We start from the raw sequence: 14,507 nt of genomic DNA on the forward strand, positions 1-14,507 counted from the left end.
GCCGACCGCAATAACTGTTCCCTTCGGCCTCGTGTCAGGAACCGCGCTGACGGGCGATCAGGGCCGCAAGCAACACCGCGAGACCGGCCACGAGCGCGGTGAAGCCGTTGCCCTCGCCGGCTGTCGTCTGTGTGTCTGTGAGCCGCTCCGTCGGCGTCGACGTTGGTTCGGCTGTTTCGGTCGAGACGACCACCTCGACCGCCGTCGCGGTCCGTCCGTCACCCGCCGACAGCGAGACTGTTCCGGGTTCGCCGAGGGTGACCGTCCGCACGACTGTCGTCGTCGCCTGTGGCGGTAGATACAGCCGTTGCTCCGCGAACACGGTGCCGTTGCGGCGGAACTCGACCGCGATTGTCCCCGGAATCTCGTTGTCGTTGGCGACAGTGGCGGTCACGTCCACACTGTCCCCCTGCCTGACTTCTTGCGGACTCGCGGTGACGTCAGTGACGCTGGCCGCTGCCGGTTCCGTCACCACGACAGTGACGGTGTCGCCGTCGACACTGATCACGTATCGGCCGGGGTCGGCAAACGTGTGTGTCACTTCGACCTCGGTCCGCTCCCCCGGTTCGATCTGGCCCTGTTTCGCGGCGACGACGGTCTCGTTGACCGCGAGCGTCACGTTGTACGCTCCCGCATCACCGCCGGCGTTCTCGACGACCGCGTCGACCGTGAGCGTCTCGTTGGTCGCCAGCCGGATCGGTTCGCTCCCGCCGACGGGTGCGTCCGACCGGTAGAGACTGTCTGCACGGTAGGCGTCCGCGCGGTCGACCGGTGGGAGGCTGTAGCCGATACGGGCGGGGATCGCACCGAACAACCGCCGGTGCGTCGTCTCGTTCCACATCGCCACCGTTGTTGTCGTTTCGGTCTCCGTCGCGGTCGTGTTCCGAACGCTTGCCCCGCCAGTGGCCTCGACCTCGCTGAGGAACTGCGATTGCGTGACCGGGTCGCGGTAGCCGTTTAGCGACTGGAACACAGTCTGGAGTGTCTTGTTGCGGTCAGTAGCCGAGCGGATATGGACGTCTGCCCGCCCGGCTACCAGCGCGCCCTTCCTGTAGTTCGCGTCGTTCGTCCAACTCGACCGGTCCGTCAGCGCCACGTCGCTGTAGACGGGGCGTCCGCCCGCTGCGAGCTGTGCCCGGAACTCGTCGAACCCGATCCGGTCCTGTTCCAGCGTCAGGACGGCGGCGTAGTACGTCGCCCAGCCCTCGACCGTCCACCGCGTCTCCCGCGTCGTCTCGTAGGCCTGCCGGCTGTGGACGTACTCGTGGAGCCAGACGTTGTTGGCGGTATCCAGCGATTGGCGGGACTGGACCCACATATCTGCGTCACCGATCTGATACCCCTCGACGCCCCACTCGACGGCCTCGGACGGCGCGGCGACGACGAACACCTGCTCGTCACGGTCACCGACCCGGAGGGCGTTCGACGCGTTCGCCATCGAGTCGAGGACCGAAATCGGCGAGGCCGTCATCGTCGCCCGCTCCGGTATAGCCAGCGTGAACGTCTGGTTGTGCGCCGTCTCCTCGAAGGTCGCTACCTCGCCGAGGTACACGATCTCCTCGCCCGCCGCACCCGGGCCTGCCGTCCGGAGTGTCCGGTTGTACCTGACGGGGTCCTGGCCAGTGTAGCGCCAGCGCGTCGGCGTCCGTGACCGCGTGAGCAGCGCCCAGTCGCCCGTATCGACGCTGAGATAGCGGCCCTCGGCCCCCTCCGGACCGCTCTTCTCGATGGTCCGGTTCGGGTTGATGCGGTAGCTGACCGTCGCCGTATCCGTCGTTTCTTCCCACTCGTAGACGGACTCGTTGACGCGCTCGAACCCGTCGGTGTCAGTCACCGTCGCTTCCGCTGGGACGTGTGTTTCGAGGTCGACGACCCGGTCCGGAACCTCGTAGGTCAGGGTCACCGCGACTTCGCCCGGCTCCTCCGGTATGCGCGCGTAGGTCTGTGTCTGCTGAATCACGTCGCCGTCGTCGGTCTGTGTCGCACCCGACGTGGCTGTCCCTGTCTCAATGCTGGCCGCCATCGCGACGGCCCCTCCGGCAGTGTTCCCACCCTGTCGCCGCGGCCGTCGACGGTGTGTATCGGCACTTCCGACCCGGGCTAGCGAACCGCTCGCCTCGGCAGTGGCCGCTGTCTCGCCTGTCCCACCACTATCTTGCTCTGACGTCCTATCAGCCTGATACGTACTGTTCTCGCTGGCTCCGCCGACTGCTGTGTCGACGCTGGCCCCGGTCACCGCCCCGTGGTCAGCGCTCGCCGCCACCGGGAGCGACGCGAATCCCCCACCGAGGAGAAGGACCACGAGTCCGACGGCCACCACCCGTCGGGGTACAACGAACATTGCAAACAGTTACCTCCCCGTGGTTGAAATAGTTGACCGCCGATTATGGGTGCTGGTATCATGCAACAAAATCTGTCTCGACCGGTCGCTACCAGAAGCGCCCACGACGGTAAAAAACAGCCAGACCTGAACCACTCGTGGCCGGCCGCAGCGAACACTCGCGAGCAGACCAGACTGAAAAGCTGGCGAGCAGGTCACAGCAGTGGCTTGCCACGGCGCTCTCACGAGAACCGTTGGCAGTCAGGAGTTCAGGCGACGTTGAAACCTTTGTCGCGGAGGAAATCCTCGACGCGGCCCGTGTGATTGCCCTGGAGCTCTATCTGCCCGTCCTCGACAGTGCCACCGCAGGCGAACTTCGATTTGAGGTCTGAGGACAGCGAGTCCATGTCGACGTCTTTCGGGTCGAATCCCTCGATAATCGTTACCTCCTTCCCGTAACGGCGCTCGTCGATGCGGATGTTAATCTCCTGGGACTCCTTAGCGACGTCCTCACAGACGCAGAGCTCCTCAGGCAGCCCGCACGTCGAGCAGACTTCCGACATTACAATCGCGCCTACGAACACGACCTATTAAACACTGTCGGGGACTACCGGGCGGAGACGATTCTATCAGCGATTTCGACGGCCTCGTCGGCAACCGCTTCGTCGACCTCGCCGCCGTACCGGAGCCGTTCCCGTAGCGCCGCCAGCCGCCGAACCCGGTCGTTAGCCCCTATCGCATCGAGATACGCCCGTACTGTCTCGCCGTTCCCGCGGGCCCGGTGTTCCCTTGCAAGGACGTACATGGCCCGCTGGAACGCCTGCTCGACATCGGTCTCGGGGTCCACGCGGCGCTGGTAGCGCAACCATACCGCCCGGTAGGCCCGCTCGCTGAGTCCGGACCGACGTGCGCCCGCAGCGATGCCGAGCAGTGCGACGACGCCGAGCGTCATCTCCTCGCGCGACGGGAGGTCCGGCAGGCTCGGCCCCGCATCGTCGCCCGTGCCCGGCTCCCTTGCAGTGCCGGTTGGCGTGTCGGTTTCTGTGGCCGTTGGTGTCTCAGTCGGCTCGGCCTCGGTTTCGTCGGTCTCGGTCAGCGGGGCGGGTGTCGACGTGTCGGATGGCGTGTACTGTTCGACCGGGTTGTCGTCGCCGACAGTGGGTGACGATTCGTCCGAACTCGCCTCCTCGATACGCTGCTGCCTGACCGCCTCGCGCGGCCCGGACGGCGTCGGGTCGAACTGCACCCAGCCCTGGTCGGGGAAGTACACCTCGACCCAGGCGTGGGAGTTGAGCCCGCGCACAACCCACTGGTTCTCGTCGATTCGCTGGCCGGACGTGTAGCCGACGGTCATGCGCGCTGGAATGCCTTGTGTCCGGAGCATCGTCACCATCGTCGTCGCGAAGTAGACGCAGTACCCCTCGTCCATCTCGAAGAGGAAGGCGTCGGCGACGTTGAACTCGGGTCGGTCGACCTCCAGCGAGTAGCCCTTGCTCTCCTGGAGCCACCGCTCGACGACCAGTGCCGTCTCGTAGGGGTTTTCGGCGTTCGCGGTGAGGATGGACGTCCGTTCGGCGACCCGATCCGGCGTGCTGTCGGGGAGTTGAGTGTACAGCTCCGCGGTCGCGTCGTCGTAGTCAGTGCCGGCCCCGCGCAGCCCGTCGGGCGTCGCCACGAGCAGTTCGCTCCTGACCTCGTAGCTGTCGCCCGTCGACAGCGTACCGTTAGGCTGGAACCCGCCCTCGCTGGAGACCAGTACCGACGGCTCCCCTGAGTAACGGACGGGCTTCCAGGCGGCCGGCACGGTCCCGATGGTCGACTCCGCTCGGAACTCCTGTCGAAGTGTCCGGGTCTCTCCCTCAGGCGAGTCGAGGCGCTGGTCGTCGTACGGGATGGGGTTCCCCGTCCGCACCCACCCGTTGCCGGTGTAGCGGTCGTAGGAGGCGACCCGCCAGTAGCGCGGTTCCTCGCTTTCGACCGTGTACCGTATCTCCGGCGTCAACGAGATGCTCCCGAGCACCGAGAGGGACTCCCCGGCGTCGAAGAGGCTCCCTTCGACGGTCTGGCCGTCCGACCCATCATCGTACGACAGCAAACTATCCCGGGTGATCGGGACCTGCGAGAGCGCCGCCGGGACGACGATTATCGCCGCCAGTTGTTCGAGGACGGCTCGCCGCCCGGCGTCGATGCCCTCGCTGTCGTCGTCCGTCTGTCCCGTCTCGCTGCTGCCGGACATCGCATCGGGTCGCTTCGTCAGGTCCGCCGGCTCGTCCGCCGACAGCGTATCGAGCGTCCCGAAGCCGATGGTCGCCGCGATGCCGACCACGCCCAGCAGCGTCGTCACCACGCCGGCGTCGGTCGTCAGGGCGAAGAACGCCAGCGCCGTGCCGGCCGCCACCGTCGCCGTCACGTACCAGCGCCGCAAGGCGAAGTACCAGGTCAGAAACACCGGTGCCGGCGCGAACGACAGCACCCACAGCCTGACCTTGGCAATCTGGAGCAGTGACCGTCCGGTCAGCAGAGCGGCGGTGTCGCCCAGAAGTTCTGTCACTGCCGGGTTCGTCGAGAGGTTCAGGATGTACGCACCGAGACCGCCGGCGAACAGCACTGCGCCGACAGCGACCGCGAGGGGTGGCCTGAGTACGCGGGCCAGCAGCGTCGCACCGACGAGCGAGAGCGCGGTGAGCGCCAGAAACAGAGTCGGGTCGCCGACTACGTCGCTGAGATAGTACATCGTCCGCAGCGGCGCGCCGATAGCCAGCGCCGCCGCAAGCAGCGCCAACGTTCGTGACCCGCTCCACGGGACTCGGCGGCGGATTCGTTCCACGACGACGGCGCTCATCCGTTCACCTCGCCCGCGATGGGGTTGTCTCGGCTGGCGGTCACGTCGGCGAAGGACTGCCGGCGGCCGTTGACCGACACAGTGACGCCGTCGCCGTTGGCCGTGACCACCACGTCGGCGTCGTCCGCCCGGTCGGTCCGGCCCGCGTCAGCCCGGGCCAACAGTTCGAGCAGTCGCGTCCGGTGGGTGTCGCCGTACCCCTGCTCGACCGCGCCGTTCGGGACGGCGAGTTCGACCGCGAGACCGCTCTCCAGCGCGGCCATCGCGATGGTTGCCGCCGCCGCGGCCATCTCGTCGGCGTGCCCCTCGCGGGCTTCAGCAGCGACGAGCAGGGTCCGGTCGCTTCGGCTGTCAGTGAACTCCTTGACAAGCAGGTCCTCGCGTTTGGCGCTTGACTTCCAGTGGACGTCCCGCAGCGAGTCGCCGCTGACGTACTCCCGAAGCCGGTCGAACGACTGCCGATCCTCGTTCTCCGGCGTGAACGTTCGCGCGAACGCGTCCGTCCCGCCCAGCCGGTAGACAGGCGGATACACCAGCACGTTGGTCCTGCTCTCGATGGTGTACCGTTCCGCGACGAGCCCCAGCGCGTCCGTCACCGTCGCCTCGACGGGGCCGGCCTGTTGCTCGCCACGGTCCGTGTAGGTGACACGGTAGGTCACCGTCGCCGGCAGGGACCTGGTGACCGTCGTCTCTCCGCTCAGCCCCTCGGAGAGCCGGTCGGTGACCGTCGCAATGCCGCTGCCGTCGACGTGGAACTCCACGGGCTTCGTCTCGCCGGGGAAGCCACGGCGGAGCCGGCCACGTTCGACAGTCGGCGCGCCGCTCCAGCGAACCTGCACGGCGGCGGCGAACACGCCGACGAACAGCGGGCCGGCGACGGCAGTGAGCCCGGGCTGACCGAATCTGGCACTGACCAGCAGGGCGGCAACGGCGACGGCGAGGACGGCGAAACCGCGGCGCGTCGGTCTCATTCGACGTAGACGGTATCGAGTGCCTCCGCGACGAGTTCCCGGGCGTTCTGCTCGCTACTTTCAGTGCGGATCCGGTGCGGGAGGACAACCGGCGCTTCCGTCTGGATGTCGTCGGGGATGACGTAGCTGCGGCCGTCGAGGACGGCCCGGGCCTGTGCCGCCCGCAGCAGCGAGATGCTCCCTCGCGGGCTGACGCCAAGTTGTGCGTTCTCCCGCGTGTACCGCGCCAGCCGGGTCGCGTACGAGCGAATGGGCTCTTCGACGGTCACGTCGGCCACCGTCTCCCGAGCGGCGGACAGCGCTTCGAGGGTGGCGACCGACGTGAGTTCCTCGATGGGGTGCTGCCCCACGACGTCACCCAGCATCTCCGTCTCTGCCGCTTCGTTCGGATAGCCCAGATGGAGCTTCGTCATGAACCGGTCGAGTTCAGCCATCGGGAGGTCGTAGGCCCGGTTCTGCTCGACCGTGTTCTGCGTGGCGATGACGGTAAACGGCTGTGGCACGGGATGTGTGGTCCCGTCGACGGACACCTGCTGTTCCTCCATCGCCTCAAGCAGCGCCGACTGCGTCTTCGGCGGTGCACGGTTGATTTCGTCGCCGAGGACGACGTTGGCGAAGATGGGGCCGGGCCGGAACTCGAACTCCTGTGTCTTCTGGTTGTAGATGTTGACACCGGTCACGTCGGTCGGCAGGAGGTCGGGCGTAAACTGGACGCGCTTGAACTCGCCGTCGAAGGAGGCCGCGACGGAGCGGGCCAGCATCGTCTTGCCGACGCCGGGGACGTCCTCAAGTAGAATGTGTCCGCGGCCGAGCACCGCCGTCACGATGTGCTCGATTGCGTCGTGTTGCCCGACGATGACCTGCTCGACGTTTTCGATCACCTGATTGGCGACGCGTGTGGCGTCGCGGAGGGGACTGTCCGACTGTTGACTGCGTGAGGTGTCAGTATCTGTCATAGTCGCGATCTCGTGGGACGACGCCTTGGCACGGGGACTGGTGGGATAGTCTGCCCTGTCGACCAGTAAGTGTCTTGTGTGGGTGCCACATCCTCCGGGCCGTTCAGTTGTAGCCGCGTCTACGGCGTGATGGCATGTAACTCTGTGGATGCGTGAGGTCCACACACATCCGCTCTGTGGCCGGTAGCGGGGCTCACCAGCACTTGCAGGCCCCACAGACGAGGAGCCCGTCCTGTGTCCACCGGCGCTCGACGACCTCGCCACACTCGTCACATGCCGCTCCCTCGGGCGACCACGCGTACGTCGTCACGGCCGGGTCGACCGCCTCGGACGAGGCTGCGGAGTCGGTGGTTTCGCCTTCTGTCTCTGCAGTATCGTCTCTCGCCGACATGCCGTCCGCTCCCTCGTCCTCGCTCTCGCTGCTATCGTCGAGAAAGTCCTCCAGCGAGGCGTCTTCGGCCATACACCCTGGTTTTGGTTGCGGTCACAAAATACCCTGTCGGTCGTTCCGACGCCGTGCTCTGATGCCTACCTCGTTATTCGGTGGCGACGCCGACGGTCAGCAACGTCCCCAGTTCGCGGTAGCGCTCGACCATCGCCTCGCGGGTCTCGAACTCGTCCGTGGGGAACGCATCTGCCGGCGGAATCTCCACCTCGCGGTCGGGGATCGTGTCCTGCGACGCAACGGCTAGGCCGGCCTCGCGGAAGGCCTCGCGGTACTCCGGGCCGCTCCAGCGGGTCATCTCGATGTCGATGAACTCCTGCCACTCGTGGGAGTGGACGTTCTCCTCGTAGTAGTTCACCGCGATGTGGGCGGTCCCGCCCGGTCGCAGCACTCGCGCGATTTCTTCGAGGGTGTGTGGCGGATCACTGGCGTAGTAGAACGCCTCCATCGAGAACACATGGTCGATGCTGTCGGTCGCAAACGGCAACGCGTCGAAGTCGCCACGCAGGAACCCGATACCGTTGTCGTCCGTGTACTCGCGGGCGTTCCGGAGCATCTCCGGTGACCCGTCGAGCCCGTAGCAGGGACCGGCGTCGTTGGTGTCACGGAGCGCACGGAGCGCGTAGCCCGAGCCAGTACCGAGGTCGAGTACCGTGTCGCCCGGTTCGACCGGCATCCGGGCGAGGACGTGCTTGGCGGTGTGCCAGTGCCGGTCTTCCATCCCTCTGTCTTTGCCTTCGGCCGCCCACGCGTCGAATTCCTCGCGAACGCTCATACGTCCCTCCAGCAGTTCTGGCCTCAAAATGCCCGCTATTTTGGCCTGCCAGAAAGACGTGTCCACCGATAGCCGTACCCGTCTGGTGATGGACATCTCAGCCCACCTCTGTACACAAAATATCAGATGGGGAATAAGTCAATCGGCGTACTGCGACACAGCATGCGCTCGTACAAGGCTAAATCGGTAACGTCGATACAGCTTCCGCCCCGTGAGCGACGTGAGACCGCGCTCAGCGAAGCCGGACACAACGTCTTCAACCTCGCTGCGGATGATGTCTTTATCGACCTGTTGACTGATTCGGGGACTGGCGCGATGAGCGACGACCAGTGGGCGGACGTGGTCCGCGGGGACGAGGCCTACGCCGGTTCGCGCTCGTTCGAACGCTTCCGTGAGGCGGTCGCTGACGTGATGGGATTCGACCGCGTGGTGCCGACACATCAGGGCCGCGGCGCGGAGAACGTCCTGTTCGGGGCGCTACTGGACGAGGGTGACGTCGTGCTCAACAACACACATTTTGACACCACCCGCGCACACGTAACGAATCAAGGCGCTACTGCAGTCGACTGCCCGGCAGAGACGGACCTGACCACTGATAGCGTCGGGACGTTTGCCGGCAACTTCGCCACAGAGCGAGGGTGGGACGCTGTCGAGGAGTACGGGCAGGACGCCGTCTCGGCTGTCGTCCTGACGATCACGAACAACTCCGCCGCCGGCCAGCCAGTGTCGATGGCGAACATCCGCGAGACGGCCGCCTTCGCCACGGAAATCGACGCAACGTTCGTCATTGACGCCTGTCGGTTCGCCGAAAACGCACAGTTCATCAAGCAACGGGACCCCGAATACGCCGACACGCCCCTCAGTGAGATCGCTCGCGAGCAGTTACGCCCCGCGGACGCAATCACGATGAGCGGGAAAAAGGATGCCCTCGCAAACATCGGCGGGTTCACGGCCGTCCGCGACACTTCCCTGTTCGAACAGTGCAAACAGCGCGCGATCCTCTACGAAGGGTTCCCGACATACGGCGGTCTCGCAGGTCGTGACCTCGAAGCGATGGCCACCGGTCTGCGGGAAGCGGTCCAACCGCCGTACGTCGCCGAGCGGATCGAACAAGTCGCGACCCTCGGCGACCTCCTGCGTGAGCGCGATATCCCGATCGTCACGCCGACCGGCGGCCACGCCGTCTACATCGATGCGGCCGCCCTGCTCCCGGACATCCCCGCCGACCAGTTCCCCGGGCAGCGGCTCGTCTGCGAACTCTACCGCGAAGGCGGCGTCCGGACAGTCGAACTCGGTTCGTTTGCCTTCCCCGGCACCGACCGCCCAGAACTCGTTCGGCTTGCCCTTCCTCGCCGGACGTACTGGCGAGAACACCTCGAACACATCGCGGAGACCGCTGCTCGCGTTCGCGACTGTCGCGACGAGTACACTGGCCTGAAAATCGTCTGGGAGCCACCGATGGAAGAACTCAGACACTTCTCAGCGGAACTCGAGCCCGTTGCGTAGGGTCGTTCGCCCGTGGCCCCGGACGACAGCGACCCACGAGCAACCACGTTGTGGCCGGGAACGCAAACACAAAGTAGGGCCACGCTAACGTTCAGGTAATGCAAGGACTGCTGTCGGAACTGCTCCAGAGCATCATCGACATGCCCGGCTGGTTCATCGACGTGGCACTGAACGACCCGCTGGCGGCACTCATGCTCGCCGTCGGTGCCGTCATCACGACCGTCTCGGTCGTCTTCTTCGGGTACCTGTCGCTGGGGGCCGTGCTGTCGCTGTTCAGTGGCTCCGGCGGTCGAGGACCGCCCCAAGCAAATCGATAGCCGTCTCGACGTCCGGCCCGAGCGGCGACGCGAACACGATACTGTCGGCATATTCTTCTAATTCTGCCGTGCGCTCGGCCACCGTCTCCGGCGTTCCGGCGATACAGAACGCGTCCAGCATCGCCTCCGTCACACCCTCGAACGCGGCCGGGAACTCGCCGGCCGAAATCGCCGCCCCGATGTCGGCGGCGGCGTCGTGGTCGATGCCGTGGCGGTCGAGCACCGGCGGCGGCGACCCCGCGGCGACGAACGCGACCGGTGGCCGGGCGGCTTCCCGCGCCTCGGCCTCGTCCTCGGCGACCGAGACGCTGGCGTAGGCCGCGAGGTCGAACTCGCCGTACTCCTCGGGCCGTTCGTCGGCCATCTCTTCTACTTGCTCGCGTGCCCACGCGAGGTCTTTCGGGTGCGCGCCGTTGTACAGCGCGCCGTCGGCGTGTTTCGCCGCCATCCGGGTCATGTGTGGCCCCTGTGCACCGACGAACACCGGAATATCGCCGACCTCGTAGTTCAGCCCGGCGTCGACGGCCTCGAACGTCCCGTCGTGGTCGACCCGCTCGCCGTCCCAGAGCTTCCGGGCCGTCGTGAACGTCTCAAGCACGCGACGCAGGGCGTCGTTGTGGTCGAAGCCGAGGTTGCTGAGCGTCGATTTGTCTCCCGGCCCGATACCGAAGACGGCCCGGCCATCGCTCAGTTCCTCCAGCGTCGCCACCCGCGAGGCCAGCGTCACTGGATGCGTCTCGTAGGGGTTGGCGATGCCGGGACCGAGCAGTATCTCTTCGGTCCGTTCGGCCATCGCGGTCAGCGACATGAACTGGTCGCGGTTGTTGTAGTGATGGCTGACGTACACGGCGTCGAGCGCGTTCGATTCGGCCTGTTCGGCAAGCGAGGCGAGCTGTGCGACCGGGTGTTCCGGGGTGAGTTCAATCGCGTACATGAGACCAGTCTCTGAGTGCTTGTCTGACTACGTCCTTCTCCGGGTCGCGGAACAGTTGCTCGCTGCCCGCGTGGTCGCCGAAGTCGAAATCGCGGACGACTGCGACGGGCGTTCCGCCGTCGCCTTCGCCGGTGACGAGGTTGGCCGCGGCGGCGAGTTCGTCGACAACGGCCTGGACGGTGGCTTCGAGTTCGCGGCCGTCGCGGTCGTGTTCGCCCCGCCAGTCCCGAGAGGCAGGGAGCCCGGCCCAGCCCAGTGCGACGCCGCGCTGGCCGAGTCGGAACGGCCGCCCCGACGTGTCGGTGACGATAACGCTGGGTTCGACGCCCGCTTGTTCGCGGATGCCAGCACGGATGGCTTCGGCCTCGGCCGTCGGATTCTCGGGGAGCAAGAGGAGGTCCGCGCCGGGCACGTTCGAGCGGTCGATGCCCGCGTTGACGGTGATATGCCCGAACTCCGTCACGCCGAGGATGAAGGGGGCTTCGACCAGCACCTCAGTACACTCATCGAGAATCGCCTGTGCCATTCGCGGGTCTTTCTCCTCACCGGCGATGTCCTCGATGGTCGCCGCGATGCGCTCAGCACGCGCGCTCGGCTCGTACGACGATAGCGACCGGCCGCGTCCGTTGGCCTTGGAAACGATAGTGCTGGCGACACAGATCACGTCGTCGTCCCGGAGGTCGGCCTGCTCGACGAGCAGCCCTGCCACGTCGTCCCCGGGGCGGACCTCGGGCAACCCTTCGACCGCGAAGACTTCCATACCGTTCCTGCGGTCCCTGCGGGAAAAAGACCCGCGTTCGCTGCAAAGCCGGCCAACAGTGGCAACAGCTGCCGGTACGCGGGAGCGAACCGCGACAGCCGAGGCCTTACAGCTCGTATTGGTGCACGTCGAGCGTGCCGTCCTCGACCGTCGCCGTCAGCATCGTCGGTCGGCTGGCCGGCGATGCGCCCGTGACGCTGCCAGGGTTCAGGAGCCGCACACCCTCGTAGACAGTGTCCGTCAGTTCGTGGGTGTGGCCGGCGACGCCGACGGCACTGCTGTCGGCCTCGTCGCGGACCGCAGCGGCGACACGGTCCGCCCAGCCCCGCGGCGACCCGGTGCCGTGTGTCACGACGAACGTGACGCCGCCGAGTTCGACTGTCGCCCGCTCCGGCAATCCGATCTGTGGGTCGATGTTGCCCGAGACGGCGGTCAGCCCCGTCGCCATGTGGCGGATGTCAGCGAGCGCCCCCTTGCTGTCGAAGTCACCGGCGTGGATGACGTGGTCCGCGACTTCGATGCGCTCCCGGAACGACGGCGGGATTTCGTGTTCCCGGGAGGGAATGTGCGAATCGCTGATGAGAGCGACATCCATACAAATCCATCGCGTCGGCGTTCAAAAAGGGTTTCTGCCACGGAAACGGGTGCCGACCGATCGCTGTGGCGGCGCTACTCTGTGGACGAAAACACGTCCCGCAGTCCGTCCAACTGCTCGACCAGTCGATCAATGCCGCCATTGATCGTTGCGACCCGCTCGTCGATGTTGTCTACCGGAATCGCTCCCTGCGGCGTCGGCTCGATGAGTTCGTCGTCTTCCAGCATCCGCAGCGAGTACCGCACCTTGTGTTTCGGGACCCCTGTCTCCTCGGCGAGCCGAACGATACCGATCGGCCCGTTCTCGATGACGGCTTCGAGGATCGACAGGTCCCGCCCCTCCTTCTCGACCTGATCTTCCAGTCGGTCCATTCCCATAGCAAATCGTATCTGTGCTTTTACGGCCACGACACATAAACGCCTCAGTTGCGGCACTGCGACGCGGGTTGTCCTTCTGTACCGCTCTCTGCCTATGTGAACCATCAGTCGCTACTCGTCCGAGACGGGCGTCCGGCGAAGCTCGTCGAGCTGGTCCCGGAGCTTGCTCAGCTCCGTCTCCAGTTCTTCACGGCGGTCGATGAGCGCGCTCAGCTCCTCCGTGTTGACCGAGTAGTCGTTATCCATCGCCACGTCCAGCGCGTCGGTCGTCGCGCTCGTGAGGTCAGACGCCACCCGCAACACCTCGCTTGGCGTTCCGCGGGACTCGTACAGCTCCTGTTCGCCCGACAGCGGGCTGTATGTCACCATCGGCGACTCGACCCCGCGGTGGTAGCTCACGGCGTAGCTCGTGTCCGTCACCGGATTGAGGCGGTCGTCCGCCCGCTCCGTTCGGACGATGTTGAACGGCTCGGCCAGCGCGGGAAACGTGTCGGCGAGGTCCCGAAGCCGGTCCGCGGCGGTCACGTCCAGTTGTGCCTCCACGTCGCCGAAGAACTGCCGGGAGTTGGTGAGGCTAAACGCTACGGTGTAAAACACTGACTCGTCGCTGTCGGCCAGATTGCGAACGCGGTCGCGGACCTCCTCGTGACGGCCCTCGATAGTGAGCTTCTCCAGTTCCTCAAGCAGCGCCCGGACGCCCTCCTCGCGTTCGAGGAACGCCTCGACGATCGCGCCGGGCATTTCCTCGCCATCCACGTCCTCCATGGCCCCTCTTTTGCGGGGCCTCGTAAACAGTTTGTCGCTGGCAGCCGCTAATCCGCACGGCTTATACTGTCGGCTGTACGTCTGTGAAGAATTTCGCCACCCTGAGGTGGCGAATATCTTGAAATAGTTACAGCCGACAGTATTACAACCAACACAAAACATATGCCATCCCGCGTGAAGTGATAGCACGTCCGACCCCGGTGGACGGACACTATGACAGGCCAAGGGGGCACTTCCCCGGACGTCTGCTATTGTGCCGGGCGTGTAATATCAGTATATGCCGTTTTATCGACCAGTAAGCGGTGTTTACTGCTTGCTGGACAGCCACTGAAACGGGGGCCCGGAACGGAGTGAGCGATCACGACGCGATGAAACGCGTCGCTCACCGAGTCAAATTCAGAGAAACGCCCGGAGCGGGATTTGAACCGACGGAAGACGGTCGCCTCACTCCGTTCGGCGCTGCGACTTCCAGGGTTCAAATCCCTGTTGTGCGTTTCATCGCTCACGATGGCGAGCACACGCTAAGCGGTGCTCGTCGGAATCGTTCGAAATAGAAACGCCCGGAGCGGGATTTGAACCCGCGTCACGACCGTGACAGGGTCGTATGATGGGCCACTACACCATCCGGGCAGCCTACGAGCACACACTGCACGGTGCTCGTCAGTTGGGTCGCAATAGGAACGCCCGGAGCGGGATTTGAACCCGCGTCACGACCGTGACAGGGTCGTATGATGGGCCACTACACCATCCGGGCCTTCGTTGCATTTCTTCGTACCTTGGTGTCGGTATTAAGACTTTCCAAAGAAATCCGCCCCGTGATGAGTGCACATGACGGGACCCAAAGTTCTATGTCCGGTCTGCTTCATGTGATTGGTAGGAGCAACCACGCCCGCAGTCCGCGAGGGTGGGCGGGTCCGATAGCCACGGCAGAGCGACTTGGTAAG

The 14,507-nt window shown here is 65.4% G+C and carries 14 protein-coding genes and 2 tRNA genes; 2 read left to right on the forward strand and 14 right to left on the reverse strand.

Annotation, left to right across the window (positions count from 1 at the left end; all coding sequences use genetic code 11):
- Positions 1 to 34: 34 nt before the first annotated feature.
- The 7 genes from AV929_RS14990 to AV929_RS15020 all read right to left on the reverse strand — a co-directional run bounded on the left by AV929_RS14990 (position 35) and on the right by AV929_RS15020 (position 8,309).
- Positions 35 to 2,341, reverse strand: a complete 2,307-nt coding sequence (locus AV929_RS14990; RefSeq protein WP_064288626.1) for a CARDB domain-containing protein — start codon at positions 2,339 to 2,341, stop codon at positions 35 to 37.
- Positions 2,342 to 2,589: 248 nt separating this feature from the next.
- The gene (gene yciH / locus AV929_RS14995; RefSeq protein ID WP_004516073.1) at positions 2,590 to 2,883 is read right to left on the reverse strand and encodes a stress response translation initiation inhibitor YciH; all 294 of its coding nucleotides are present in this window, start codon (positions 2,881 to 2,883) and stop codon (positions 2,590 to 2,592) included.
- A gap of 44 nt (positions 2,884 to 2,927) precedes the next feature.
- Positions 2,928 to 5,162 (reverse strand): DUF3488 and DUF4129 domain-containing transglutaminase family protein, encoded by a 2,235-nt coding sequence (locus AV929_RS15000; RefSeq protein ID WP_064288627.1) that lies wholly within the window; start codon positions 5,160 to 5,162, stop codon positions 2,928 to 2,930.
- Positions 5,159 to 6,133: a DUF58 domain-containing protein gene (locus AV929_RS15005; RefSeq protein ID WP_064288628.1), complete on the reverse strand. Its 975-nt coding sequence runs from the start codon at positions 6,131 to 6,133 to the stop codon at positions 5,159 to 5,161. The genes AV929_RS15000 and AV929_RS15005 overlap by 4 nt, the downstream gene beginning before the upstream one ends.
- A complete protein-coding gene (locus AV929_RS15010; RefSeq protein ID WP_014041502.1) occupies positions 6,130 to 7,089 on the reverse strand; it encodes a MoxR family ATPase in 960 nt (319 codons plus the stop codon). The genes AV929_RS15005 and AV929_RS15010 overlap by 4 nt, the downstream gene beginning before the upstream one ends.
- Positions 7,090 to 7,282: 193 nt before the next feature.
- The gene (locus tag AV929_RS15015; protein WP_014041501.1) at positions 7,283 to 7,552 is read right to left on the reverse strand and encodes a hypothetical protein; all 270 of its coding nucleotides are present in this window, start codon (positions 7,550 to 7,552) and stop codon (positions 7,283 to 7,285) included.
- Positions 7,553 to 7,625: 73 nt separating this feature from the next.
- Positions 7,626 to 8,309: a class I SAM-dependent methyltransferase gene (locus AV929_RS15020; protein WP_014041500.1), complete on the reverse strand. Its 684-nt coding sequence runs from the start codon at positions 8,307 to 8,309 to the stop codon at positions 7,626 to 7,628.
- 162 nt (positions 8,310 to 8,471) lie between these two features.
- On the opposite strand from AV929_RS15020, the gene AV929_RS15025 reads away from it, so the two are divergent.
- Complete coding sequence (locus tag AV929_RS15025) at positions 8,472 to 9,815, forward strand: tryptophanase (RefSeq protein ID WP_050037164.1); 1,344 nt, start codon at positions 8,472 to 8,474, stop codon at positions 9,813 to 9,815.
- Between the two features lie 98 nt (positions 9,816 to 9,913).
- On the forward strand, positions 9,914 to 10,132 hold the full coding sequence (locus AV929_RS15030) for a hypothetical protein (protein WP_014041498.1): 219 nt from the start codon (positions 9,914 to 9,916) through the stop codon (positions 10,130 to 10,132).
- Here AV929_RS15030 and AV929_RS15035 read toward each other — a convergent pair.
- From AV929_RS15035 to AV929_RS15065, 7 genes are all read right to left on the reverse strand, one after another.
- Positions 10,089 to 11,066 carry a 5,10-methylenetetrahydromethanopterin reductase gene (locus AV929_RS15035; protein ID WP_064288629.1) on the reverse strand — a complete coding sequence of 326 codons (978 nt, stop codon included), beginning with the start codon at positions 11,064 to 11,066 and terminating at the stop codon, positions 10,089 to 10,091. The two genes, AV929_RS15030 and AV929_RS15035, sit on opposite strands and share 44 nt — an antisense overlap.
- Positions 11,053 to 11,826 carry a coenzyme F420-0:L-glutamate ligase gene (locus AV929_RS15040; protein WP_014041496.1) on the reverse strand — a complete coding sequence of 258 codons (774 nt, stop codon included), beginning with the start codon at positions 11,824 to 11,826 and terminating at the stop codon, positions 11,053 to 11,055. Before AV929_RS15040 ends, AV929_RS15035 begins: the two co-directional genes overlap by 14 nt.
- Positions 11,827 to 11,932: 106 nt before the next feature.
- The gene (locus AV929_RS15045) at positions 11,933 to 12,421 is read right to left on the reverse strand and encodes a metallophosphoesterase family protein (protein ID WP_014041495.1); all 489 of its coding nucleotides are present in this window, start codon (positions 12,419 to 12,421) and stop codon (positions 11,933 to 11,935) included.
- Positions 12,422 to 12,495: 74 nt separating this feature from the next.
- Entirely contained in the window at positions 12,496 to 12,792 is a 297-nt protein-coding gene (locus tag AV929_RS15050) for a winged helix-turn-helix transcriptional regulator (RefSeq protein WP_170832126.1), read from the reverse strand.
- Between the two features lie 117 nt (positions 12,793 to 12,909).
- Positions 12,910 to 13,563: a hypothetical protein gene (locus AV929_RS15055; RefSeq protein ID WP_005537126.1), complete on the reverse strand. Its 654-nt coding sequence runs from the start codon at positions 13,561 to 13,563 to the stop codon at positions 12,910 to 12,912.
- Between the two features lie 557 nt (positions 13,564 to 14,120).
- Positions 14,121 to 14,193: transfer RNA gene (locus tag AV929_RS15060), tRNA-Asp, on the reverse strand.
- Positions 14,194 to 14,244: 51 nt separating this feature from the next.
- Positions 14,245 to 14,317 (reverse strand) — tRNA-Asp (locus AV929_RS15065).
- Positions 14,318 to 14,507 lie beyond the last annotated feature (190 nt).

Origin of the sequence: Haloarcula sp. K1 (assembly GCF_001647155.1) — an archaeon.
Classification (GTDB): Archaea; Halobacteriota; Halobacteria; order Halobacteriales; family Haloarculaceae; genus Haloarcula; species Haloarcula hispanica.

What these genes read in the sequence shown, in the direction of transcription:
- AV929_RS14990 (WP_064288626.1), bottom strand. Translation starts at nt 2,341, where the DNA reads ATGTTCGTTGTACCCCGACGGGTGGTGGCCGTCGGACTCGTGGTCCTT.
- yciH (WP_004516073.1), bottom strand. Translation starts at nt 2,883, where the DNA reads ATGTCGGAAGTCTGCTCGACGTGCGGGCTGCCTGAGGAGCTCTGCGTC.
- AV929_RS15000 (WP_064288627.1), bottom strand. Translation starts at nt 5,162, where the DNA reads ATGAGCGCCGTCGTCGTGGAACGAATCCGCCGCCGAGTCCCGTGGAGC.
- AV929_RS15005 (WP_064288628.1), bottom strand. Translation starts at nt 6,133, where the DNA reads ATGAGACCGACGCGCCGCGGTTTCGCCGTCCTCGCCGTCGCCGTTGCC.
- AV929_RS15010 (WP_014041502.1), bottom strand. Translation starts at nt 7,089, where the DNA reads ATGACAGATACTGACACCTCACGCAGTCAACAGTCGGACAGTCCCCTC.
- AV929_RS15015 (WP_014041501.1), bottom strand. Translation starts at nt 7,552, where the DNA reads ATGGCCGAAGACGCCTCGCTGGAGGACTTTCTCGACGATAGCAGCGAG.
- AV929_RS15020 (WP_014041500.1), bottom strand. Translation starts at nt 8,309, where the DNA reads ATGAGCGTTCGCGAGGAATTCGACGCGTGGGCGGCCGAAGGCAAAGAC.
- AV929_RS15025 (WP_050037164.1), top strand. Translation starts at nt 8,472, where the DNA reads ATGCGCTCGTACAAGGCTAAATCGGTAACGTCGATACAGCTTCCGCCC.
- AV929_RS15030 (WP_014041498.1), top strand. Translation starts at nt 9,914, where the DNA reads ATGCAAGGACTGCTGTCGGAACTGCTCCAGAGCATCATCGACATGCCC.
- AV929_RS15035 (WP_064288629.1), bottom strand. Translation starts at nt 11,066, where the DNA reads ATGTACGCGATTGAACTCACCCCGGAACACCCGGTCGCACAGCTCGCC.
- AV929_RS15040 (WP_014041496.1), bottom strand. Translation starts at nt 11,826, where the DNA reads ATGGAAGTCTTCGCGGTCGAAGGGTTGCCCGAGGTCCGCCCCGGGGAC.
- AV929_RS15045 (WP_014041495.1), bottom strand. Translation starts at nt 12,421, where the DNA reads ATGGATGTCGCTCTCATCAGCGATTCGCACATTCCCTCCCGGGAACAC.
- AV929_RS15050 (WP_170832126.1), bottom strand. Translation starts at nt 12,792, where the DNA reads ATGGACCGACTGGAAGATCAGGTCGAGAAGGAGGGGCGGGACCTGTCG.
- AV929_RS15055 (WP_005537126.1), bottom strand. Translation starts at nt 13,563, where the DNA reads ATGGAGGACGTGGATGGCGAGGAAATGCCCGGCGCGATCGTCGAGGCG.